The sequence below is a fragment of the Streptomyces sp. NPDC046203 genome (assembly GCF_040646255.1).
Classification (GTDB): Bacteria; Actinomycetota; Actinomycetes; order Streptomycetales; family Streptomycetaceae; genus Streptomyces.
The window spans coordinates 76053-98515 of sequence record NZ_JBEYZX010000018.1; the positions used below are offsets into that span (position 1 = coordinate 76053).

Genomic DNA, 22463 nt, shown 5'->3' on the forward strand with positions numbered 1-22463 from the left:
CCCACGATGGCCCGTGGCTCTGTTCCCCCGATGTCGGATCGATTTCGAGCCATTCGGACAGTGATCGGGGAGACGAAATCGGAGCGAAATCGGCCCGACAGTGGTGATCCCTAGTGTCCTTCTCATCGCCCCGGCCACGGTGGCGGCCCTGCACCTGATGAGGAGAGTCCCCATGCGCAGCACCCGCACCGTCGTCGCCCGCTTCCTTTGCTCGGTGGCCGCCGCCGTCGCCCTCGGCGCGGGTGGTGCGAGTGGCGCGGGTCTGACGCTGGCGAGCGAGGTGCCGTGGACCAATCCGACGCCCGTCCTCGGGCCGTCGCACAGCGTGCTCGCCTCCGAGGTGCCGTGGACGGGTCCGACGCCCGCCCCGTAGTCGCCGTGGACCGTGCTCGCCTCCGAGGTGCCGTGGACCGCTCCGGTGGAGCCGGGCACGGATGGCGGGACCGCCGACGGCGACGCGACCAGTGAGGTGCCCTGGACCTGATCGTCCCCCGTGACCACGAACGGGAGGCCCGAAACCGCTGTCCTGCGGCTTCGGGCCTCCCGTTCGTGGTCACGGCTCCGGGACGCGATGCCGCCTCCGCCCTCCGGGACACCGGTCCGGCCTGGTCAGGCCCAGTCAGGCCCAGTCAGGCCAGGTTCGTGCCGGTCCGGCCCGCGAGGGCTTTCGCATCGGCCCTCAGGGAATCCGGTGCGGCCCACCGGCTGATGTCCGGCTCTTCAGGACATCGGCTCAGCCTTCCAGTACGTCGATGAGGACCTCCGGTGCGACGGGGCCGACGGCGGAGATCACCGTCGGCAGCGCCCGTGCCATCCGCTCCTGCCAGACCGGGGTGCACAGCTCCTCGAACACGGCGCGGGCGGACTCCAGCCGGCCCGCGGCCTCGGGTTCCCCGTGCACGGCGAGCGCGAAACCGAGATCGGCCTCGATACGGGCCCGCAGGAACCGGTCGGACACCTGCTCGGCCCCCTCCAGCGCCTGGAGCAGCGCGTGTTGCGCGCCCTCCCAGTCGCCCTGACGCCAGCGGGCCTCGCCGATGCCGCGCAGCGCGTGCGCCTCGCCGAGCCGGTCGCCGTCCCCGCGGGTCAGTTCGAGGACCGTCCGGCAGGCCCGCTCCGCGCCGACCGGGTCGCCGAGCCGCAGCAGGGCCTCGGCCAGCCGGTAGGTGTTCTGGGTCTCGCCCCGGACACTGCCCGCCTCCCGGCTCTTGGCGATGGCCCGCGCGCACAGCTCCTGTCCCTCGGCCAGGTTGCCGCGTTCGAGCTCCAGTTGGGCCATCAGGCCCAGCACATGGGACTCGCCCGCCGTGTCGCCGGCTGACCGGAATCCTTCCAGGGCCTTGGCCGCGTCGCGTGTCGCGCCGTCGAGATCCCCGGAGAAGCGGGCGCACAGGGCCAGATTGCGCAGGGTGACGGCGCGGCCGTGCACCTCGCCGACCTCGTCGAAGAGGATGAGGGAGCGGGCGAGTAACGGCTGCGCCTGCGGGTACTGGCGCTGATAGATCGCCAAGGTCGCCAGTGAGCGCAGCATGGTCGCCTCGCCGAGGGCGTCCCCGGTGCGGGTGGCGGCGCCGAGGGCACGCTCCGCGCAGGTGCGCCAGTCCTCCAGATAGTTGTGCGCCTCGAAGAGCGGGGTGACGTTGAGGGTGAGCGCCCAGGAGTAGGCGGCGAACTGGTCGCCGGCGGCGGACTGGCTGATCACGTCGCCGAGGGCGACACGCTCGGACTCCAGCCACTTCATGGGGTCTTCGAGAAGCTCGTCGACCAGGTGGTCGGGCAACGGCAATGATGTCACCCGGCCGTACGTGACCTCGTGCGTGCCGCCGTACGTCCGCACCCGGGCCGCGTCGGCCAGGTGGAGCCAGCCGGAGTAGGCCCGCTCCAGGGCGGCCGTCCGCTCCTCCGGGCTCTCCTCCGCGTGGGCGCATTCCCAGGCGAAGAGCCGCAGCAGGTCCTGGAATCGGTACCGGGTGGCGGGCCCGGAGGAACCGACGACCTCCAGGAGCTGTGCGTCGACGAGCTGTTCGATGAGGTCCTCGGCGTCCGCGAGGCCGTCGGGACCGGCGTCGATGAGGGCGGCGCCGACCCAGGAGGCGAAGTCGGGGACGCTGAGGAGGCCGAGTCTTCGGTAGAGCATGCGGGCCGGAGGGGGCAGATCGCGGTAGCTGAGCCGGAATCCGGCGCGTACCCCGCCCTGGCCCGGGCTCAGTTCGTCCAGTCGGCGCCGCTGGTCCTCAAGGCGGGTGACCAGGCTCCGTACCGACCAGTGCGGCTTCGCGACCAGGCGCGCGCCCGCGATCCGCAGGGCGAGCGGCAGCCGGTCGCACAGCTCTCCCAGGCGCTCGGTGGCGCCGGGATTGGCGGCGATCCGCTCCGATCCGGCCACGCCGCCGAGCAGTGCGGTGGCCTCCTGGGCGGACATCGCGTTCAGGCTGATGCGCAGGACGGCGTAGTCGCCGATCAGGTCGTCCATGAGGTCGCGGCCGGTGATGATCACGCAGCAGCGGCCGTTGCCGGGCAGCAGGGGCTGCACCTGGCGGAAGGAACGGGCGTTGTCGAGCACGATCAGGACGCGCTTGCCGCCGAGCACACTGCGGTAGAGAGCGGCGCGGTCGCCGGGGTCGGCCGGGATCTGGGGGGCGGGGACGCCGAGGTCGCGCAGGAAGCGGTCGAGCGTGACGGCGGGCGAGACCGGCTTGTACGCCTCGTCGTAGCCGCGCAGATCGGTGAAGAGCTGGCCGTCGGGGAACCGGGCGGCGATCTGGTTGGCCCACTGGTTGGCCAGCGCGGTCTTGCCGACTCCGCCGATTCCGCTGATGGCGGCCATGGCGAGCGGAGACTGGCCGAGGCCCTCGTCGAGCATCCGGTCGAGAGCGCTGAGTTCCCGGGTGCGTCCGGTGAAGGAGGCGGAGACTGTGGGGAGTTGGGCGGCGATGCGGGGCGCCGGGGGAGGAGCCAGGTCGGCCGGCGGCTGGGTGAGCTCGGGGGAGTCGCTCAGGACGAGGTCGTGCAGGCCCTGGAGGACGGGCCCGGGCTCGATGCCCAGTTCGTCGACGAGGAGCCGGCGGCCCTCGCGGAAGATGGCCAGTGCCTCGGCGCGGCGTCCCGAGCGGTACTGGGCGAGCATCAGATGGGCTCGGGCCTGCTCGCGCAGCGGGTTGGCCTGCACCAGCGAGTGGAGCTCGGGGACGAGCGCGTGGTGGCGGCCGAGTTGGAGCCGCAGACCGGCGTACTCCTCGTGGACGTCGAGGCGCTGTTCCTCCAGCCGGGCCGCCTCCTGCTCGATGTGCGGCCCGGCCACGCCGTCGAGGGCGCGCCCGCGCCAGAAGGAGAGCGCCTCGGCATAGCGGTCGCAGGCCTCGGAGTTCTTGCCGCTGCGGGCCAGTTCACGGGCCTGGCGGACGGCGTCCTCGAATGCGATCGCGTCGATGCGGTGGCCCGCCGGATTGAGGACGTACCCAGGATGGGACGTCACGATCAGCGAGGCCATTTCCTTGAATACTTTACGAAGTCCCGCGATGCAGATGGCGATCTGGTTGCGGGCGGTCGTGGGCGCACCGGCCGGCCAGACGGCCTCCGTGAGGGCGTCCACGGAGACGACCCGGCCGGGCGACAGCAGCAGCATGGTCAGCACCGTCCGCTGTCGCGCTCCGCCCAGATGGACGGACGCACCGTCGATCTGCACGTCCAATGGCCCTAGAAGACCGAAATCGACCTCTCGCATTGCAGTGCCCCCTGTGCGCGCGTGGTGCGGGTTCCATGGATGTACTCGCCATGCGATCAGTTACCGGCGAGTAGATCCATCTGGATACTCACGGAACACGTCCAGGAAGTTGCCCCAGGCGCTCGTTGGCTCATGGACGGAAAAGACTTGCGTAAAGATTCCGTGTAGTTGTGCAGGAGTTTCGTGACATTCCAGCCCTCCACTCTCATGCGCACCGGCACCGGGACAGCCCGGAGCCCTGCCCGGGGAGGACCCCTGATGCGCCGTCAACTCACCGCCGTCGCCGCGACCGTTATCGCTGGAATGATCGCCCTTGCCACCCCGGCCGCCGCGGCCCCGGCCGACAAGTCGCAGGTGCTCTCCGGATGGACGCAGACCAGCGCGGCCAGCTACAACTCCTGGGTGTCCGCCCGGGCCGGCCAGAGCAGCTGGTCGGCGTACGGATTCGACTGGTCGACCGACTACTGCTCGTCCTCCCCCGACAACCCGTTCGGGTTCCCATTCCAGACCGCCTGCGCCCGCCACGACTTCGGCTACCGCAACTACAAGCAGGCCGGCACCTTCAGCGCGAACAAGTCGCGCCTCGACGACGCCTTCTACGCCGACCTCAAGCGCGTGTGCTCGGCGTACTCGGGCGCGAAGGCCACCTCGTGCGACGCCACGGCCTGGACCTACTACCAGGCGGTGAAGGTCTTCGGCTTCACCGCGGCGGTGGACAACAGGGCGGGGGCCTGATCCTGGGATCGACGCGGGGCCTGACCTGGGGTCTGCCTCCGGTCGGGCCGGAGACGGCCGCTCGCGGGAAGATCGCACCGCGAGCGGCCGTTTCGGTGTGCGTTCAGCCTCGACTCGCTCGGCTCGGCCGACGTGGACCTCATGCGGCGCCGAAGACGGTCCACAGGTCGAGGAGTGCGCGGTGGCGGGCGGTGCGGAAGACGGCCCACTCGCTCCGAGCGCCTGACGGGTAGTCAAGGAATGCGGGGCGTGCCGCCCCTTCATCTGACACGCCCGCCATATGCACCCTGGGTCAAACGAGCGGCGCGCGCCCGCTGCCCGAGCTCGAGTTCATCCACGAGGGCGATCTGAATCTGTACGTCCGGGGCCAGTGCGACAACGCCCAGTGCATGGCCGAACCGGGCTACGGCACCCGACTCGACGAGCACTTCACCGACGCCGAACTCCACGGCGCGATCGACCGCTTGGCCGGGGCTGCGGTGCTGCGGGGCGCGCTCGCGGGGGTAGGGGAGGATCTGTGCGTGGGACGGGGTGCGGAGGGCGGGGTACTTGATCGAGCGGACGGCGAGGAAGGGGCCGGGCCTGAGGGGGCGAACGGCGAGGCTCCACTTCAGGCCAATCTCGTCCTCGTCGCCGTGTCACCCCCGCGGGGGTGACACGGCGACGGTTACCCGCCCGGTCTGGGCGAGCTGGGAGCACCCCCGCATGCGCGGGGAGCACAATCGGAACTCAACCTCAGCGCCCAGACTCTCGGGGAGCACCCCCGCATGCGCGGGGAACGCAAAGGTTGCCAGGTCCTCCAGTCATACTGCCAGGAACCATCCCCGCGTGCGCGGGGACCCATGGTCAGCCCAGTGTCAGGGCTGTCGCCAGAGAGGTCGCCCCCTTGCGTGGGGGTACGCAGGGTCCCGGCCGCTGTGCGGATCGCGTTCGGTGGCGCCTTGCGTGCGGTGCGTGGCTTTGTTTCATGTACTGAAGCCAGGGCTCGCTCTGCCTCAACCGAGAGTCTGTGCCCTGCGGTTCACCTGTTGTCCGAGTTAATGAGGGTGCAAGAAGTTCAATCGTGAATCTGGGTTCTGCGATTGAAGCAAAGGGTCAAGAACAGACTTCGGCCAAAGTTCCGGCAAGGCAGCCCTGGGGTGTCCCCGGGCCGCTAGGCTCGAAGAGCGGAGGCCGAACGACCCTGGCTCGTCGCTGCAATGACCGCCAGGAGTTCGGCCTCCCGTCTCCGCAGGAACTCAGAGACTCAAGGACTATAACGTGAGCCCGTTAACGACCCCTGACCAGCCCAGCGAGAGCCACACCTGGACTCTCATCGGCGCGATGATCGCCGCCTCTCCCCAACAGCCCTGGATCTGGGCCCTCCTGGTGTCCACCGGCATGGTGCTCTCGCTCTGGCGCAGGCGCTGACGCCCTCCCTGGGGTGGGGCCCGTCCAGCGGGCCCCACCCCAGGCTTCTCGTTCGTCCACCCCGTGCTCATGCCGCAGGTCGCACTATCTGGGGGAATCAGCATGATCCAGAGCTCGAAGACGCCGGGCCCCGCCCGTCCCGCACCCACCTCCGCGGCCCTGTCGGCACCGGCCAGATCCGCATGGGCCAAGCATGATCGCGACAGTGACGGCTGGTTGCCGCTCTGGCGTCACATGGCGGACAGTGGTGCGGTAGCCGGCAAGTTGTGGGACGAGTGGCTGCCCCAGTCCGTGAAGCGACTCGTGGCAGAGTCGGTGCCGGGAGGGGAGGAAGAGGCCGGGCGGCTTGTCCGATTTTTGGCAGTATCTCATGATATCGGAAAATTTTCCCCCGCTTTCGCCTGTCAGGTGGAGCAGCTCTCCGGGCGGATGCGTGACCGTGGTCTGGAGATGCTCACCGCCAGGGAGTACGGGCAGGATCGTCGGTTGGCGCCGCATGGGCTGGCCGGGCAGCTCATCCTCCAGGAGTGGATGGGTGAGCGGTTCACCATGGGGGCTCGCACCGCAGGGCAGTTGGCAGTGGTTGCGGGCGGCCATCACGGAGTCCCGCCAGAGAGCGGGCAGATACACGACCTCCAACTCCGACCCCATCTCCTGCGGCACGTCGGCGCGAGCGAAGAGGTGTGGCGGGCCGCGCAGTTCGAGTTGCTCGACTGGTGCGCCGAACTCACCGAAGCAGCGCCTCTGTTGTCCTCGTGGGGGAAGACCCGGCTGTCGCAGCCGGTGCAGGTGCTGCTGACGGCGGTGGTGATCCTCGCGGACTGGATCGCCAGCGCTCCCGAACTGTTCCCGTACACGCCCGAGTCGTGGCAACCGGAAGGTCCTCACGGTGAAGCGCGCAGACTCAGGGCTGCCTGGGAAGGGCTCGACCTCGCCGAGCCATGGCGCCCCGAGGCGCCGAGCGGATCCGCGCGGGAGTTGTTCGCGGAGCGGTTCCCGCACTTGGCGGGGGTCGAGCCGCGCCCCGTCCAGGTGGAAGCGGTGCGGATGGCGCAAGAGATGGACCCCGGCGGGCTGCTGATCATCGAGGCACCGATGGGAGAGGGAAAGACGGAAGCCGCGCTGGCGGCGGCGGAGGTGCTGGCCGCGCGCTCCGGTGCCGGCGGGCTGCTGCTGGCCCTTCCGACCCGGGCGACCGGCGACGCGATGTTCGGCCGGCTGCTGTCCTGGATGGAGGCACTGCCCCAGGACGGAACACGCTCGTGGTCGGTGGTGCTGGCGCATGCCAAAGCGGCTCTGCAGAGCGAGTGGGCCGGACTGCTGCGGACCGGGAACCGAGCGATCACGGCGGTGGACCCGGACGGCGACGAGAACGGCCGTATGAAACGAGGACGGCGCCCTTCCGGAGTTCACGCGCACCAATGGCTGCGCGGCAGGAAGAAGCAGCTCTTGGCCTCCTTCGCCGTCGGCACCGTGGACCAGGTGCTGTTCGCGGCGCTGAAGAGCCGCCACCTGGCGCTGCGGCATCTCGCGGTCGCGGGCAAGGTCGTGGTGATCGACGAAGTGCACGCGTACGACGCGTACATGAACCGGTATCTCGACCGGACGCTGGAGTGGCTGGCCGCCTACCGGGTGCCGGTGGTACTTCTCTCCGCCACCCTGCCCGCCGAACGCAGGCGCGCGCTCGCCGCCGCCTACGCGGGGGCGGAAGGCGCCGCCGGCGTCGAGGCGGCGGCCGACGCGTATCCGCTTCTCACGGCCGTCTCACCGGGCCATGAAGCGCGGATCGCGCGACCGGCCGCGGCCTCGGGGCGAGGAGTGAACGTTGCCCTGGAACGACTGGACGATGATCCCGCCGTACTGGCGGACCGCCTGGCCGTCGAACTGGCGGACGGCGGATGCGCGCTGGTCGTACGGAACACGGTGGCGCGGGTCATGGAGATGGCCGAAGTCCTGCGCGAGCGGTTCGGGGACGACGCGGTCACCGTGGCGCACTCGCGCTTCCTGGCGGCCGATCGGGCGAGCAACGACGCCCGACTGGTAAGCCGTTACGGTCCGGGCGGCCGACGGCCGGACCGGCATGTGGTGGTGGCCAGCCAGGTCGTGGAACAGTCGTTGGACGTGTCCTTCGACCTGATGGCGACCGACCTGGCCCCGGTCGACCTCGTGTTGCAGCGGATGGGGCGGCTGCACCGGCACACCGCGTCCAGACCGTCACGTCTGGCCACGCCCAGGTGTCTGATCACCGGAGTCGCCGACTGGAGCGCCTCGCCTCCGGAGCCGGTGAAGGGATCGAGGGCGGTGTACCGGGGCGACTGGACGCTACTGCGCGCACTGGCGGTGCTCGGACCGCATCTCGACGGGGAGCCGCTGCGGCTGCCGGCGGACATCAGCCCGCTCGTACAGAGGGCTTACGGTAACGACCCGCTCGGCCCGCCGGAGTGGGCGGGGGAACTGGCTCTAGCGCAAGAGCGGCACCGTGGGTTGTTGAAGACCAAGCAGCACCGGGCCGACGGTTTTCTGCTGGGGCCGGTGAGGCCGGCCGGCAGACCGCTCTACGGATGGCTGGAAGCGCATGCCGGAGACGCGGACGACACCGGGGAAGGGCGCGCGCAGGTCCGGGACGCCGAGGAAACGCTGGAGGTACTCGTCATCCAGCGGTCGCGGGACGGGAGGCTGTCCACCGTGCCCTGGCTGGAGGACGGCAGGGGTGGGTTGAACCTGCCGAGGGACTTTCCACCGAGCAGGGCGGCGGCGGAGGCGGTGGCGGCCAGCGCGCTCACGCTCCCGGGCCGCTTCAGTCACCAGGGCGTGATCGGTCGCACCATCGCCGAGCTGGAGAAAATCCTGATCCCGGCCTGGCAGGTGAAGGAATGCCCGTGGCTGGCCGGGGAGCTGCTGCTGGTTCTCGACAGCGATTGTCAGACCCACCTGGCAGGCTACGAGTTGAGGTACAGCCGAGCCGAAGGACTGAGCTTCGCCGAGGCCGGCGTGCCCGTGACCGTCGCAAGCGGCCCGGACGGCATAGGGACGGACGGAGCGGGAGGCGGGCCGGGAGAGCGGCAGGCGGCCTCGTCGAGGAGCGGCACCGGCGAGCGGCATGGTGCGATCGCCGATGGAACGAGCGTGGAGGCAGGAGAGGTGAGCACGCGGAGGGAAGCGGAGAACGTGGGGGAGGCGAGCGCGGAGATCGCCGGCCCCCCGACATTCAACCTGGCCGACGACCCGTGGATTCCAGTGCAGCGGACCGACGGCGGTGAGGTCGTGGAGCTGTCCCTGAGGGACGTCTTCGCGCGCGCCGGCGAGCTGCGGGGAATCGTCGGGGACGTACCCACACAGGATCTCGCCCTGCTGCGGCTGGCGTTGGCCGTCCTGTACGACGCGCTCGACGGGCCCGTCGATCTCGACGCATGGGTGGACCTCTGGGAGGAGACCGACCCCTTCGCCGAGGCGGTGGAATACCTGGACCGGCATTCCGCGAGCTTTGGGCTCCTGGACGACGAGCGGCCGTTCTTCCAGGTCCCTGGCCTTCGGACGGAGAAGGGTGACGTGGCCCCGCTGAGCCGGATCGTCGCCGACGTGCCGACCGGCTCGGCCCTGTTCTCCATGCGACGGCCGGGCGTGGAACGGCTTTCCTTCGCGGAGGCGGCTCGCTGGCTGGTCCACGCGCACGCGTTCGATGTGTCGGGGATCAAGTCCGCGATGCGTGACGACGCCCGGGGGAAGGCGGGCAAGGTGTACCCGCTCGGGGTCGGCTCGCTCGGCTCGCTCGGGGGAGTCTTCGCGGAAGGCGGCACCTTGCGGGACACTCTCCTGCTCAACCTGATCCCGTTCGAGAACGCCTACGGGGGCAGTGGCTTCGCGGACGGAATCGCGGACGATCTTCCCGTCTGGCGCAGAGAGAAGCCGTGGGGGCCGGGCCCCCGAGGCGACCAGGGCGGCGGACCCGAGCCGGCAGGACTGCGGGATCTCTACACCTGGCAGTCGCGCCGGATCCGGCTGGAGGCGGACGGGACCGGGGTGACCGGAGTCGTCCTGGGCTACGGCGATCCGCTGCTCCAGGAGTCCCCCTGGCTGCTGGAGCCGATGAGCGCGTGGCGCCGCAGTCCGACGCAGGAGAAGAAGCGGCAACGCTCCGTCTTCTACGTGCCACGGCGGCACGATCCGCGCCGGTCGGCGTGGCGGGGACTCGAAGCGCTGCTGCCCGCCAGGCGCTCCGGAGAGGCGGCGGGATCGGACGGCGCCCCCGCGGCACTTCCGCCCCGTGTCGTCCGGTGGATCACCGAAGCGATCACCGAAGCCGGAGTCACACCGGACACCCTCGTCCGCCTGCGGACCGTCGGATTGGAATACGGCACCCAGCAGTCGGTCGTCGACGAGATCGCGGCGGACGCCGTGGTGCTCCCGGTGGTCGCTCTGCACGCCGACAACCCGGTCTTCGGGGCAGCCGCAGTCGACGCCGTCCACGACGCCGAGCAGGCGGTGAAGGCACTCGGGAGTCTTGCCGCGAACCTCGTCCTCGCCTCTGGAGGAGAGCGTGCGGACCAGGCCGCCGAGACCGTGCGCGATCTCGGGTACGGCGCGCTGGACGGCCCGTACCGCGCCTGGCTGCGGCAACTGGCCCACCAGACGGACCTCCTGACGGCCCGGAAGCAGTGGCGGGAGACGGCGTCCCGGAACATCCGGCGACTCGCCCGGCAGGAGATCCGGTCCGCCGGTCCGGCGGCCATGGAGGGCCGGATGGTCGACCTGCCGGGCCGTGACAAGACGTATCTCGACGCGGGGCGGGCCGAACTCTGGTTCCTCGCCCGCCTGGAGAGAACGCTGGGTGCACCGGTTCGGCCGGCCCGAGGGCCGGGTGACCCCTCCTGAGCGGGCCCTCCACGCGAGCCACCGTCCCCAAGTCCGGCCCCTCCCGGAGCGGGTGCCGGCAGCCGAACCCTTCCTTGCCCCCAGGAGAAGAGAACATGGCATCGCATCACCCCTCAGGACCGGTCGGACGGTCCTGGGAACTTCCCGCCCGCACGGTTTCCCAGGTCGTGAACAAACTGGGGAACGGATACCGGCAGGACGCCCCCTGGGCCGTCGCGGCGATCGCACGACTCCGCCGTGAGGCCGGCAAGGAGGTGCACGTCTCTCCCACGGCCTGGGGTCTCGAGCACCTGGAGAAACTGGCGGAACTCCGGGAGGAACAGCGGGAGGAGGAAGCGGCGGCGAGCGGCACCGGCCGTGCGAGCCGCGCGTACCTCTCCTCCTGGGAGTACGCCGCCCGGGACGTCAGGGAACAGCAGGAGGACACCGCCGTCCATCTGGCGGTGACGCTGTGGGCGTTGCACCAGCAGTCGGTCCGGGACGACGACATGCACCAGCGGGGGTGGACGCTGGGCCGGGCGGTGCGACGCCTCGCCGAAGGCCGTACCGGCGCACGGGACGCGCCGGCACGCGGAGGAGCTGCGGCCGACGGTGAGAGTGACAGTAAGGCCGATGGTGCGGGCAGCGGACCACAGGCAGCCGGACCGGCGGCGGAGACGACGGCGGCGGACGCGGATATCAACGAGGCCGTGCGCCGCCGGTTCGTCCGCGTCGGCAGCGCGTCGGACGCCGAAGTCCTGGCGACCCGGCTGCGCGAACTGGTGCTGCTCCTTCGCGCGGCTCGCATCCCTCTGGACTACGCGCTGCTCGCGGACCACCTGCTGCTGTGGCAGGGCGAGGAACGGCGGGACACGGTGCGCCGATCCTGGGGACGCGACTTCCACCGCCGCTACCGATCGGCGGACAAGGCCTCCGGTGACGGCGCGGACGACTCACCTGGCTCCCCGAACGACCTGGACGACGAGCCCCTGGACCCCGAGGAGTCCGACGGCGACGCGTGACCGCCCCCGACAGGCCACGCGCCGAGCACGCCCCGAGCCCACCTGCGACCGCATGCGGCGGCCCTTGACCCCGGCTGTCCGCCGGTCCCCCGCCCGTTGACGAGAGAACGGAACATTTCGTGACCCGCACGATCCTGGACATTCACATCCTGCAGAATGTCCCGCCGAGCAATATCAATCGCGACGACACCGGAACCCCGAAGTCCGCCTATTACGGAGGGGTTCGCCGCGCCCGGGTGTCCAGCCAGGCGTGGAAGCGCGCCACCCGGCAGCGGTTCGGGGAACTGCTGCCGCCGGAGGACCTGGGCGTGCGGACGAAGAAGGTGGTGGAGGCGCTGGCGCAGCGCATCGGCGCGTACGACTCCGACCTCGCCGGCAACGCCGAGAAGCTGGCGGAGGAGGTGCTGAAGGCCGCCACCGGCTCGTCGTTCGAGGTGCCGAAGCGCAAGGCGAAGAGCGACGCCGAGGGGACGGCGGTCGCCGAGGCGAAGTACCTCATGTTCCTCAGCCGTCGTCAGCTCGACGCCCTGGCCGAGCTCGCCGCCACGGCGAGCGGGGGCGGAGACGTCGAGACGCTGAAGAAGTCCTTGAAGGACAAGGAGCAGAAGGCACGCGCCCGCCGCGCGGTCGACACCCGGCACTCGGTCGACATCGCGCTCTTCGGCCGGATGGTCGCCGACTCCGCCGATCTCAATGTCGACGCGGCCACCCAGGTCGCACACGCCCTGAGCGTGCACCGCTCCGACATCGAGTCGGACTACTACACGGCCGTCGACGACCTCAACGAGGAGTCCGAGAGCGGCGCCGGCATGATCGGCACGATCGACTTCAACTCCGCGACGCTGTACCGGTACGCGGCTGTCGACGTGGACGAACTCCAGTGCAATCTCGGCGCCGGTCTCCAGGACGACGAGCCGTCGAGCACCCCTTCCGTCAAGGCGGTCACCGCCTTCCTGGAGGCGTTCATCACCTCGATGCCCACGGGCAAGATCAACACGTTCGGCAACCACACCCTGCCCTCCGCCGTCGTCGTCACGATCCGTGACCGGTGGCCCCTGAGCTTCGTGGGCGCGTTCGAGAGGCCGGTTCCGAAGACCGAGCAGGGCGGCTTTCTCCTGGAGAGCTGCCGCCGACTCGCGGAGTACGTACCGGACGTGCAGCGGCAGTACGGGCTGGAGTCCGACCCGACCTGGGTCTTCCGGGTGGGAGAGGAGACCCGTGACCTGGCGCCCCTCGGTGGCGGGGTGACGCTGAAGGAACTGCTGGACCAGGTCGGAAGCGTGGTCGGGGAGAGGCTGGAGTCCGGCGCGTGACGACACTGCTGCTGCGGCTCGCCGGGCCGCTCCAGGCCTGGGGCGCTTCCTCCCGGTTCGTCCAGCGGACCACGGAGAACGCCCCCACCAAGAGCGGAGTACTGGGCCTGCTGGCCGCCGCCGAAGGCCGGCCGCGCGACGCCGACCTGTCGGATCTGGCCGCCCTGCGCTTCGGCGTCCGCGTCGACCAGCCCGGCACCCGGCTGAAGGACTTCCACAAGGCGGAGAACACCGACACGGGTCGCGTCATGCCGCTGTCGGATCGCTACTACCTCACCGACGCCGTCTTCGTGGCGGGCGTGGAGGGCGAAGACGAGTTCATCCGGAGGCTGCACGACGCCGTCGCCGCGCCCCGCTTCCTCCCGTACCTGGGACGCCGCTCCTGCCCCCCGTCGCTTCCGCTTCTCCTCAAGGAGGGCTCGCTCACCGACCGGCCGCTGGCCGATGCCCTGCGAGAGGTGCCGTGGCAGGCGTCCGACTGGTACAGGCGGCGGACCGAGCACGTGTCCCAGGCGTACGGCGGGAAGGGCAAGAGCCCCAGCCCGGCGGAACTGGACCTCCTGTTCGACTGCGACCCCGGCGAGCTTCCCGACTTCACGCTTCGGGACACGCCGCTCACATTCGACCCGCGCCACCGGCAGTACGGGGTGCGCGGCGTACGGAGCAGTCACGTGGAAGCGCCTCCGCCGCACGACCCCACCGCCCACCTGCGCCCGGCGCCGCCGGTCGCGCCGCCACCGCCGTCCGGAACGGCTTCCGCCATACATGGCACCAAATCCGACCGCCCCGCCACGGATGTCTCCTAGGGACCGACGATGTACCTGACCCGCTTCCGCATCAATACCGCCCGGTCCGAGGCGCGACGGCTCCTCGGTTCCCCGCACCGCCTGCACGGAGCGGTGGACATGGCGTTTCCCGAGCCTCCGGCACGGGACGGCACGGGGCCCCGCGTCCTGTGGCGGCTGGACCACGCCCCAGGGGACCGGGTCGACCTGCTCGTCTCCAGCCCCAGCCGCCCGGACTTCACCCACCTCGCCGAGCAGGCCGGCTGGCCGAGCCTCGGCCAGGAGGGCTGGGCCACCTTCGCCTACGGGGAGTTCCTGGACGCCCTCGCCGAAGGCGATATCTGGGCCTTCCGTCTCACGGCGAACCCCGTCCACCACATCCGCCGTGCGCACGACCCGGTCGGCGCACCGACCAAGCGGGCAGCGCACGTCACCGTGCGCCACCAGATCGGCTGGCTGCTGAAGCAACAGGAGCGGGCCGGGTTCGAGGTGCTCCGCCGATCGTTCTCCCAGGTGCCGGAGACCGGGGCCGAGGTTGGGGCTGCCGCCGCCGGCGTGGTGCGGGGAGCCGAGCGGGCGGTGAACGATGACGGGCCGGGGGCTGTCGAGGACCGTCGTACGACGACGGGGCCGGAGTCGGCGTCGGAGTCGGCGCCGACCGTGCCGGAGAAGGACGATGAGGGGAACTATCAAGTCGTCGTCCACGACCGTGTGCCGGTTCAGTTCGGCAAGCGGCCGGGGAGCTCGGCACGTTCGGCTCCCGGGCCCGGGGCGGATGTCCGCTTTGCGCGGGCCACGTTCGACGGACGCCTCCGGATCACCGATGGGGCGGCGTTCCGCCGCGTCCTCACCCACGGACTGGGCAAGTCCAAGGCGTACGGCTGCGGACTCATGACCCTCGCACCGGCACGGTGAGCCGCATGAACACCGTGGGCAAGCGCAGCCTCTCCTCGCCACGCGAACTCACGCGGGTCGGTGAGCGCGTCTCCTTTCTCTACCTGGAACGCTGCACCATCCACCGCGACGACAACGCCATCACCGCGACGGATGCCGACGGCGTCACCCACATCCCCTCCGCCGCCCTCGGAACGCTGCTCCTGGGACCCGGCACCCGCGTCACCCACCAGGCCATGGCCCTTCTCGGGGAGAGTGGCGCCGCAGTGATCTGGGTGGGTGAACACGGAGTGCGCTTCTACTCCGGTGGCCGCGCTCTCACTCGTTCCTCGGGGCTGGTGGAAGCACAGGCGACGGCATGGGCGAACCGCCGTACGCGTGTCGAAGTGGCCCGCGCCATGTACCGTCTGCGGTTCCCGGACGAGGATCCCGCAGGCCGCACGCGTGACGAACTGCTGCGGATGGAGGGACGAAGGGTCAAGGAGTGCTATCGCCGGGAGTCCGTCAGGACGGGAGTCCCCTGGGTCCGTCGTGACTACCACCGCGACGACTTCTCCGCGGGCGACGCGCCCAACCAGGGCATCACTGCGGCGGCGCAGTGCATGTACGGCGTCGCCCACGCGGTCGTGGCCGCGCTCGGGTGCTCCCCGGGGCTCGGCTTCGTGCACTCCGGGCATGAACGCTCGTTCGTCCTGGACATCGCCGATCTCTACAAGACGGAGATCGCTATCCCTGCGGCCTTCGACGCGGCCGCAGAGGGCGAGGACGATGTCGCCACCCGGACGCGTCGTGCGCTTCGCGACCGCATCAACAAGAGTGGGCTTCTGAGTCGTTGCGCCGACGACATCAAGAAACTCCTTCGCTGCGACGAAGTCGAAGCGAAGCACGCGGCTTCAGGCGGAGGCGAGGAGGACGCGGATCGCGTGGGCCTGCTGACCGACAGCGGTCACCTGCGCGCATCCGGACGCAACTATGGAGACGAGCCGATCTGGTGACCGTCATCATCCTCACCAACTGCCCGGCAGGGCTGCGGGGTTTCCTCACCCGCTGGCTCCTGGAGATCTCGCCGGGTGTCTTCCTCGGCTCCCCGTCCGCCCGGGTGCGGGACATCCTCTGGGACGAGGTCCGCACGTACTCCGGTCAAGGCCGCGCCCTGCTCGCCCACAGCACCGACAACGAGCAGGGCTTCGCCTTCCGCACACACGAACACTCCTGGCACCCGACCGACCATGAGGGCCTCACTCTTCTCCACCGGCCGGCGGTTCCTGCCCAAGGCAGCTCTTCGGACGGTCCGTCGCCGTCGGATTCGGTCGCTCGGTCGGGGTGGAGCAAGGCGGGGAAGAGGCGGAAGTTCGGTAGATGACGCTTTGTCGTTTAGATCCCTTGTGTGAGCTAAGTCGCGCCTTGGTAAAGTGGGTAAAATCCGGGGTCTGGTGAGGCAAAGCTGCAGGTCGGCTCCTGTGGTCCCCGCGCACGCGGGGGTGGTCCCCCATACGGGTGACCTCACGGGGCCGGTCTCCGGTGGTCCCCGCGCACGCGGGGGTGGTCCCGTCGACAACCTCCTCTGGCACTGCCTCGGCTGGTGGTCCCCGCGCACGCGGGGGTGGTCCCCACCCGGATCGCCCCGCGCGGTCGTCGGACTGGTGGTCCCCGCGCACGCGGGGGTGGTCCCGCACGGAGGCTTCGGGGGAGACGGGCAGGATCGTGGTCCCCGCGCACGCGGGGGTGGTCCCAGCCGCACTGCCTCCCGCGCCTCGGTCATGGTGTGGTCCCCGCGCACGCGGGGGTGGTCCCGACCCCATCCCCCGAGGCGACGACGGCGCGCCGTGGTCCCCGTGCACGCGGGGGTGGTCCCCTGCGTGTCCCCGGGCTGGAGTTGCCCGACGAGTGGTCCCCGCGCATGCGGGGGTGGTCCCCAGCAGGCGCTCTCCCGGCCCGTCGATCCGCAGTGGTCCCCGCGCACGCGGGGATAGTCAAGCGCTCTCGTCCCGGACGGCGAAGTCCGGGCTCCCGCCGCCCAGTAGCAGGATCAGCCCGAGCTGCTGACCGGGATGGTGGCGGTGAGGTGGTCGTCCTCCAGCCAGTTGTTGTAGCCGAAGCTCCACCAGTGTTTGGTCGAGTTGTCGGTGATCTTGACGTTGCCGAGGTACCAGCCGGAGGCGCTGCCGGAGCCGTCGGACTCGATGAAGATCTTGCTGAGGGTGCCCAGTTCGGCCAGGTTCAGGGTGAAGTTGCTGGTGGTGTCCCGCTCGAAGTCGTTGTCGGAGCTGTCGAGGAGGTGCCGGCCGCTGTCGCCGAGGGAGCCGTAGATCGTCAGGTAGACGTTCGAGTTGGTGCCGGCGTCCTTGACGTCGCCGGTGTAGATGGCCACCGCGTAGGAGGCGGCGCGGCCCTCGGCGGGCATCTCGGCGGTGACGTCGTCGTTGATCCAGCCGTTGTAGTCGAACTCGTACTCCTTGTCGGCGGTCACGTCGGTGACGTGGACCGTGGTGACGTACATCTCCGAGGCCGACAGCCCGCCCTGGTGCCACATCTGGAGGTAGTTCAGGTCCCCGACCGAGGCCACTCCCGGCAGGTCGAACGAGTAGGTCCCGCCCTCCTCGAAGTCGTTGCCCAGGTTGTCGAGCTTCTGCTGGTCCGTGCTCTGGCCGTTCACCCCGGCCAGTTTGATGTACACATCCGCGTCGGTACCCGCCCCGTTCACGGTCCCGATCGCGACCGTCACCTTGTATGCCACTCCGGTATCCCCTCACCTCTCGGCTTGCACGGCTTTGCGGTCACCGGTGATCTCAGCACGCGGTCGAATCTGCGGCAATCACACACCAGTACGGATATGGGTGCGGAGGGGATGAAGGGGAAATCACGTACCAGTGGGACAGTGCGGGTGTCCGGATCCCGGCTTGCCAGACCCCGCGCGCCTTCCCTCTCCTGTGACGACGGCACGGCAGCGGTGCGGCCGGAAACCCCGACCCGGATACGGCGATGCCCCGCGTCCCAAGGGGACGCGGGGCAAGGCGTAACCGGCAGGCGTACGCCGCCGAACCGACCGAACCGACCGAACCGCCGAACCGCCGCTCCCCGCCCGGCCCAGCGGTGGCGACCGCCGGAGCCGAGCCGGAAGGAGGGGTCGGCAGCGCCGGAAGAAGCGTCAGAAAGTGCCCGCGTTGAGCGCCTGCTGGAGGTGGCGGGTGGTGTCCGGGCCCCAGCCGCCGTCGACGCCCGCGCCGACCCGCTTCTGCAGCGCCTTGATCGTCTGCGGACCGATGGCCCCGTCCGCGGGGACCCCCAGGTAGCTCTGCAGAGCCTTCTTGGTGAGCGGCCCGAAACCGCCGTCCACGCCCAGCTTGGCGCCGTGCGAGTTGAGCGCGCGCTGGAGCGCGGCGCACGTCGAGGGGCCGAAGTCGCCGTCCACGGCCAGCTGTCCGGACGCCGGAGGACGCGGAGCGGGCGCCTGCGGCGCCGAACCGCCGCCCAGGGCAGCCTTCATGGCGGCGGAGGAGGCCGGACCGAACTCGCCGTCGACGGTCAGCTTGTACTTCGCCTGGAAGGCACGGACCGCGGCGTCGGTGGCCGGACCGAAGTCCCCGTCGACGGTCAGCCCCGACCCCATGACCGAATTGAGGTTCTGCTGAAGGGTCTTGACCGCGTCGCCCTTCGAGCCGCGGCGCAGCATGCCGTCCGTCGACGGCATGGGGCTGGCGTTGCCGTAGGCCGGACGGCCGTAACCGACGATCGTGGCCGAGTTGCGCTGCCGGCGCATACAGCGGTCGCTGGTGTTGCCCTCGATCGTGGTGACCGTGCCGTCGGAGTGGACCGCCTCGACGACACCGACGTGGTCGATGGCCGATATCGAGCGGCTGCCGCTCCAGTCGAAGAAGACGACGTCGCCCGGACGCACCCCACCCAGGCCGTAGTGCCAGGCACCGTGGCTCTGGAACGCCTGCGCGTGCGCGACCGTGTACGCGAACTTGCCGTAGATCGCACCGAGGTTGTCCGAGTGCGCCGCCGCGTACGAGACGGTCATGTCGCACCACGGACCCACGAGTCCGTACCAGCTCGTGACCTGGTTGCGGTCCGACCCCGGCGGGTTCTCGCCGGTGCCGATGAGCGCGCGCATCTGGGCCAGCATGCCCTCGACGGAACCCATGTCAGCCCTCCTTGCCCACGGGAAGGACGTCGATGTCGCCGGTGACGACGACGTTCGGGTCCTGGCTGACTCCGGCCTGGTCGGGGTCCGTGTCAAAGACGCCCGCCCCTCCCCGAGGCTCCGGCGGCAACTTGTCGTTCTCGTTCATCGAACCCCCTGGTGCGAATGCTGCGATGCTGCGAGTGGATCGAGGAGCGCGGAGACCGTGATCGGTCCCGTGCCCGTCGTGGCCGAGTCTGCTGCGTGGGGCGGGTACGCGTCATTGACGCCGTACGCACACTCCGTTGATCCTGCGCGTACACGAAACGCGCCGGGGGTCGTGCCGTACGCGGCCCGGAACGCCCTGGTGAACGAGGCGGGTTCGTCGAACCCCCACCGGGCGGCGACCCTGCGCACCGGCAGATCGCCCAGTAGCGGATCGGCGAGGTCGAGCCGGCACCGGTCCAGGCGCTGCCTGCGCACCCAGGCGGCGACGGTCAGCCCCTGCTGCTGGAAGATCCGGTGCAGATAGCGGGTGGAGATGTGATGCGCCGCCGCGATCGTGTCCGGGGTGAGGCCCGGAGCGGCCAAGTGCTCCTGGACGTACGCCTGTACGCGGCTCACCAACACGCTCTGCCGAGTCGCGCGGCGCCCGCCCACCCCCAGGGGGACCTCACCGGCTTTCCTGATCTCCCCCGCAGCCCCGACTTCCCCGACCTCCCCGATCCCCCTGGGCGCCTCCGGACACGGCTCGAATCGGGTACGGACCGGACCGCGCCCCTGACCGTCCACCGGCACCGGCACCGGCACCGGCACCGGCACCGGCACCGGCACTGGCACTGGCACCGGCACCGGCGTCGGCCCCTGGCCCGCCCCCGCGTCCGTCCCGTCGCCGGGCCCATGACGCAACCAGTGGTCGAACAGCAGCCCCGCCAGCTCGGCCACCACCCCGGCCACCCGCGCTCCGTCGCATCCCCCGTACTCGTCCGGGTCGGCCGCCACCCGGGACAGCAGTGGCGCCAGCAGCGCCCCCGGACCCCGCGCCCCGGACAGCGGGACCACGAACAGCCGCTCGGCGTCGGGGGCTGACAGCGGTACCGACCCCTGCGGCATCTCGACGACCACGGCCCGGCACGGCTCCGCCGCCGGACGGACGCTCAGCGGACGCGACGGATCGAGCAGAACGAGGTCGTCCGCGCACACGATGGCGGTCCGGTCCGCCTGGGTCAGCGCCGCCTTCCCCTCCAGCATCAGCATCAGCATCAGCACCAGGGCGTGCTGCCCGGACGGCGGCCGGCTGTCCGCCGGTCCGGGACGGTACTCGTACGTTCCGCCGGCGGCCCGGATCACCCGCAGCCGCAGCGCGCCCAGCCCCACCGGGCGCGCGGTGAGCAGGACGGGGTCCGGCGTACCGGCCGGAACCATCCGTGCTCTCGTTGAAATCTCGTCAAGCATGGGGCCAGTCAAGGCAATGGCCATAAACGTTCGATCTACGTTCGACGGCAGCCGACCAACACGGCATCAACGCGCCCACCCGGCGACACGCCCCACGTGGCCGTCGTCCCAGGTGAGAGGCAGGTGCAAGCGGGCAGACGCGGACACGGGGCGGATGCCCGCCGCCTGTGGGGCGGGCCGCCCCGACGCCTTCGAGTCGCCACCAGGAGGCCGATTCCGATCGGCAGTCCAGGGGTCGAAAGGGCCGGTTTCAGTCAGGCTCCCGAGGCCGAACGGACCAGTTTCGGTCAGATACTCCCGGGCCGAAGAGGCCGGCTCCGGTCAGGCGTCCTCGGGCGGGCGGGCCGACGCGGCCGACGGGGCCGACGCGGTCGGCGTGGTCGACCCGGCCCGCGCGGTCGACGTCGTCGGTACGGCCGGTGCCGCCGGCGCGGCCGCCGTGGTCGGATCGTCGTCGTCGGCCGACAGCGGCCCGGCGCCGGACAGCCAGGCCCGCAGGACGTTCTTGCGCACCTTGCCGAGCTCGTTGCGGGGAAAACGCGGCACGGTCTCGACCCGGGTGGGCCAGTACCAGTCGGTCATGCCGCGCCCGGCCAGCCAGGTGCGCAACTCGGCCAGGCCGGGGGAGCACCCGGCGGCGGGGACGACGACCGCGCACGGCAGGTCGCCGTGTTCGGTGGGGTAGCCGACCAGGACGACGTCGTCGATCGCGGGGTGCTCGCGCAGTTCCGTCTCGACGTCCACGACGGGGATCATCAGCTGGGTGGTGCCCGAAATCCGGTCGGAGGCCCGGCCCGCGTAGCGCAGCCCGCCCTCCCCGTCCGGACGCATCAGGTCGCCGGTCGGGAACCAGCCGTCGTGGTCGGCGGCGCGCCACAGCAGCCGGCCGGTGTCGCGGTCGAAGGTGCCCAGACAGGTGGACGGGCCGCGCAGGTCGACCGGCGAGGCATGGTCCGCTCCGGTGGCGGGCGCCATCCGCAGTTCGATCCCCGGCATCGGGCGGCCGACGCTGCGGGCGGCCCGTTCGGGCGGGTCGGTCAGCGCGGTGGAGAGGATCCCGCCGGATTCCGTCGAACCCAGGGCGTTGACGACCCGATCGCTCAGGGTGCGCCGCAGGAGGTCGACCAGCTCGCGCGAGGGGCTCGCGGCCATCGCGGCCACGGCCTCCCAGGCGGGCAGGTCCCGGGGCCGGCGGGCCTGCTCGGTGGCGAGCGACTCCAGCATGGCGGGCGGGGCGATCAGGGCGCCGGCGCGGTAGGAACCGAGCAGGTCGAGCCAGCGGCCGGCGTCCCACTCGTCGCTGTACAGGGCGGTGGTGCGGTGGACGAGCGGCCGCAGCAGGCCGTTGCGCAGACCGGCGCCGTGGCTGAGCGGGGTGAGCAGCGGGAAGGGCTGCCCCGGCAGCAGCGGCGGGATCGGCAACGGCCGGCGGACCCCCGCGTACAGGGTGTTCAGACTGTGGACGACGGCGGTGGCGCTGCCGCTCGTACCCGAGGTGAACAGCACCGTCGCGGCCTCGTCCGGGGTAAGACCGGTACCTCGCGGCGCCGTCCGGGAGGCGGTGTCCAGGCAGCTGCCGAAGTCGAGCGCGCCGGCGGCGGAAGCGTCGCCGATGACCGCGCGGTGGCGCAGGGCCGGCAGGTCGTCGGCGAGCCGGGCGAGGGCCTCGATGTGCTCCGGGCCGGGGTGGCGGTCGGTGGTGACCAGGAGGACGGCTCCGGTCGCGGCCAGCATCCGGCCCACCTCGCGGCGGCCGAACCGCAAGGAGAGCGGCATGGTCACCGCTCCGACCCGCCAGCAGGCCAGGGTGAGGGCGGCCGCCTCCCACCAGTCGGGCAGCTGGAAGGCCACCACCTCGCCTGGCCGTACCCCCAGCCCGTCCAGCCCGGCGGCGTACCGCTCCACCCGGTCGGCGAGCTCGGCGAAGGTCAGGGTGACGGCCCGGCCCTCCGCCGTACGCCAGTTGATGAGCGCCGGCCGGTCGGGCACCTGCTCGGCGGCGTCCCGCAGATCGTCCAGGAAGGTCCGGTCGCGCCACCACTCCCGCTCGCGATAGCGGGCGGCGGTGGCGGGCAGGGGCCGCATGGCGTCGAACAGCTCCGGCATGGGGTCTTGCTCCCTCGGTGAGGCAAGGACGGTCTCCGGCGG

Annotated in this window: 16 protein-coding genes and 1 CRISPR repeat array; of the genes, 10 read left to right on the forward strand and 6 right to left on the reverse strand. The window is 71.0% G+C overall.

Features of this window, described 5'->3' with window-relative positions:
- The first annotated feature begins 172 nt into the window (after positions 1-172).
- A complete protein-coding gene (locus ABZ990_RS16265; RefSeq protein WP_361231298.1) occupies positions 173-373 on the forward strand; it encodes a hypothetical protein in 201 nt (66 codons plus the stop codon).
- Between the two features lie 360 nt (positions 374-733).
- Here the strand turns inward: ABZ990_RS16265 and ABZ990_RS16270 are convergent, their stop codons facing one another.
- Positions 734-3685, reverse strand: coding sequence for a BTAD domain-containing putative transcriptional regulator (locus ABZ990_RS16270; protein ID WP_361231347.1), 2952 nt, complete (start codon positions 3683-3685; stop codon positions 734-736).
- A 297-nt stretch (positions 3686-3982) separates the two neighbouring features.
- On the opposite strand from ABZ990_RS16270, the gene ABZ990_RS16275 reads away from it, so the two are divergent.
- The 9 genes from ABZ990_RS16275 (at position 3983) to cas2e (ending at position 16097) form a co-directional block, all read left to right on the forward strand.
- Positions 3983-4459, forward strand: coding sequence for a phospholipase (locus ABZ990_RS16275; protein ID WP_361231300.1), 477 nt, complete (start codon positions 3983-3985; stop codon positions 4457-4459).
- A 1260-nt stretch (positions 4460-5719) separates the two neighbouring features.
- Positions 5720-5869, forward strand: coding sequence for a hypothetical protein (locus tag ABZ990_RS16280; RefSeq protein ID WP_361231302.1), 150 nt, complete (start codon positions 5720-5722; stop codon positions 5867-5869).
- Positions 5870-5971: 102 nt separating this feature from the next.
- Entirely contained in the window at positions 5972-10741 is a 4770-nt protein-coding gene (casA, locus tag ABZ990_RS16285) for a type I-E CRISPR-associated protein Cse1/CasA (protein ID WP_361231304.1), read from the forward strand.
- 167 nt (positions 10742-10908) lie between these two features.
- Positions 10909-11742 carry a type I-E CRISPR-associated protein Cse2/CasB gene (gene casB, locus ABZ990_RS16290; protein ID WP_361231306.1) on the forward strand — a complete coding sequence of 278 codons (834 nt, stop codon included), beginning with the start codon at positions 10909-10911 and terminating at the stop codon, positions 11740-11742.
- Between the two features lie 119 nt (positions 11743-11861).
- Entirely contained in the window at positions 11862-13055 is a 1194-nt protein-coding gene (gene cas7e / locus ABZ990_RS16295) for a type I-E CRISPR-associated protein Cas7/Cse4/CasC (protein WP_361231308.1), read from the forward strand.
- Positions 13052-13861 carry a type I-E CRISPR-associated protein Cas5/CasD gene (cas5e, locus tag ABZ990_RS16300; RefSeq protein ID WP_361231310.1) on the forward strand — a complete coding sequence of 270 codons (810 nt, stop codon included), beginning with the start codon at positions 13052-13054 and terminating at the stop codon, positions 13859-13861. Before cas7e ends, cas5e begins: the two co-directional genes overlap by 4 nt.
- Positions 13862-13870: 9 nt before the next feature.
- Entirely contained in the window at positions 13871-14755 is an 885-nt protein-coding gene (locus ABZ990_RS16305) for a type I-E CRISPR-associated protein Cas6/Cse3/CasE (RefSeq protein WP_361231312.1), read from the forward strand.
- 5 nt (positions 14756-14760) lie between these two features.
- Entirely contained in the window at positions 14761-15729 is a 969-nt protein-coding gene (gene cas1e / locus ABZ990_RS16310; RefSeq protein WP_361231314.1) for a type I-E CRISPR-associated endonuclease Cas1e, read from the forward strand.
- Complete coding sequence (cas2e, locus tag ABZ990_RS16315; RefSeq protein WP_361231315.1) at positions 15726-16097, forward strand: type I-E CRISPR-associated endoribonuclease Cas2e; 372 nt, start codon at positions 15726-15728, stop codon at positions 16095-16097. Before cas1e ends, cas2e begins: the two co-directional genes overlap by 4 nt.
- A 97-nt stretch (positions 16098-16194) precedes the next feature.
- Positions 16195-16711: a CRISPR direct-repeat array (repeat unit 29 nt; unit sequence GTGGTCCCCGCGCACGCGGGGGTGGTCCC).
- 52 nt (positions 16712-16763) lie between these two features.
- Here cas2e and ABZ990_RS16320 read toward each other — a convergent pair.
- From ABZ990_RS16320 to ABZ990_RS16340, 5 genes are all read right to left on the reverse strand, one after another.
- On the reverse strand, positions 16764-17471 hold the full coding sequence (locus ABZ990_RS16320; RefSeq protein WP_361231317.1) for a PLAT/LH2 domain-containing protein: 708 nt from the start codon (positions 17469-17471) through the stop codon (positions 16764-16766).
- 411 nt (positions 17472-17882) lie between these two features.
- Complete coding sequence (locus ABZ990_RS16325; RefSeq protein ID WP_361231319.1) at positions 17883-18881, reverse strand: peptidoglycan-binding protein; 999 nt, start codon at positions 18879-18881, stop codon at positions 17883-17885.
- 1 nt (position 18882) lies between these two features.
- A complete protein-coding gene (locus ABZ990_RS16330) occupies positions 18883-19029 on the reverse strand; it encodes a hypothetical protein (protein WP_361231321.1) in 147 nt (48 codons plus the stop codon).
- A complete protein-coding gene (locus ABZ990_RS16335; protein ID WP_361231323.1) occupies positions 19026-20315 on the reverse strand; it encodes an AraC family transcriptional regulator in 1290 nt (429 codons plus the stop codon). The genes ABZ990_RS16330 and ABZ990_RS16335 overlap by 4 nt, the downstream gene beginning before the upstream one ends.
- Positions 20316-20636: 321 nt before the next feature.
- A complete protein-coding gene (locus ABZ990_RS16340) occupies positions 20637-22421 on the reverse strand; it encodes an AMP-binding protein (RefSeq protein ID WP_361231325.1) in 1785 nt (594 codons plus the stop codon).
- Between the last annotated feature and the right edge of the window lie 42 nt (positions 22422-22463).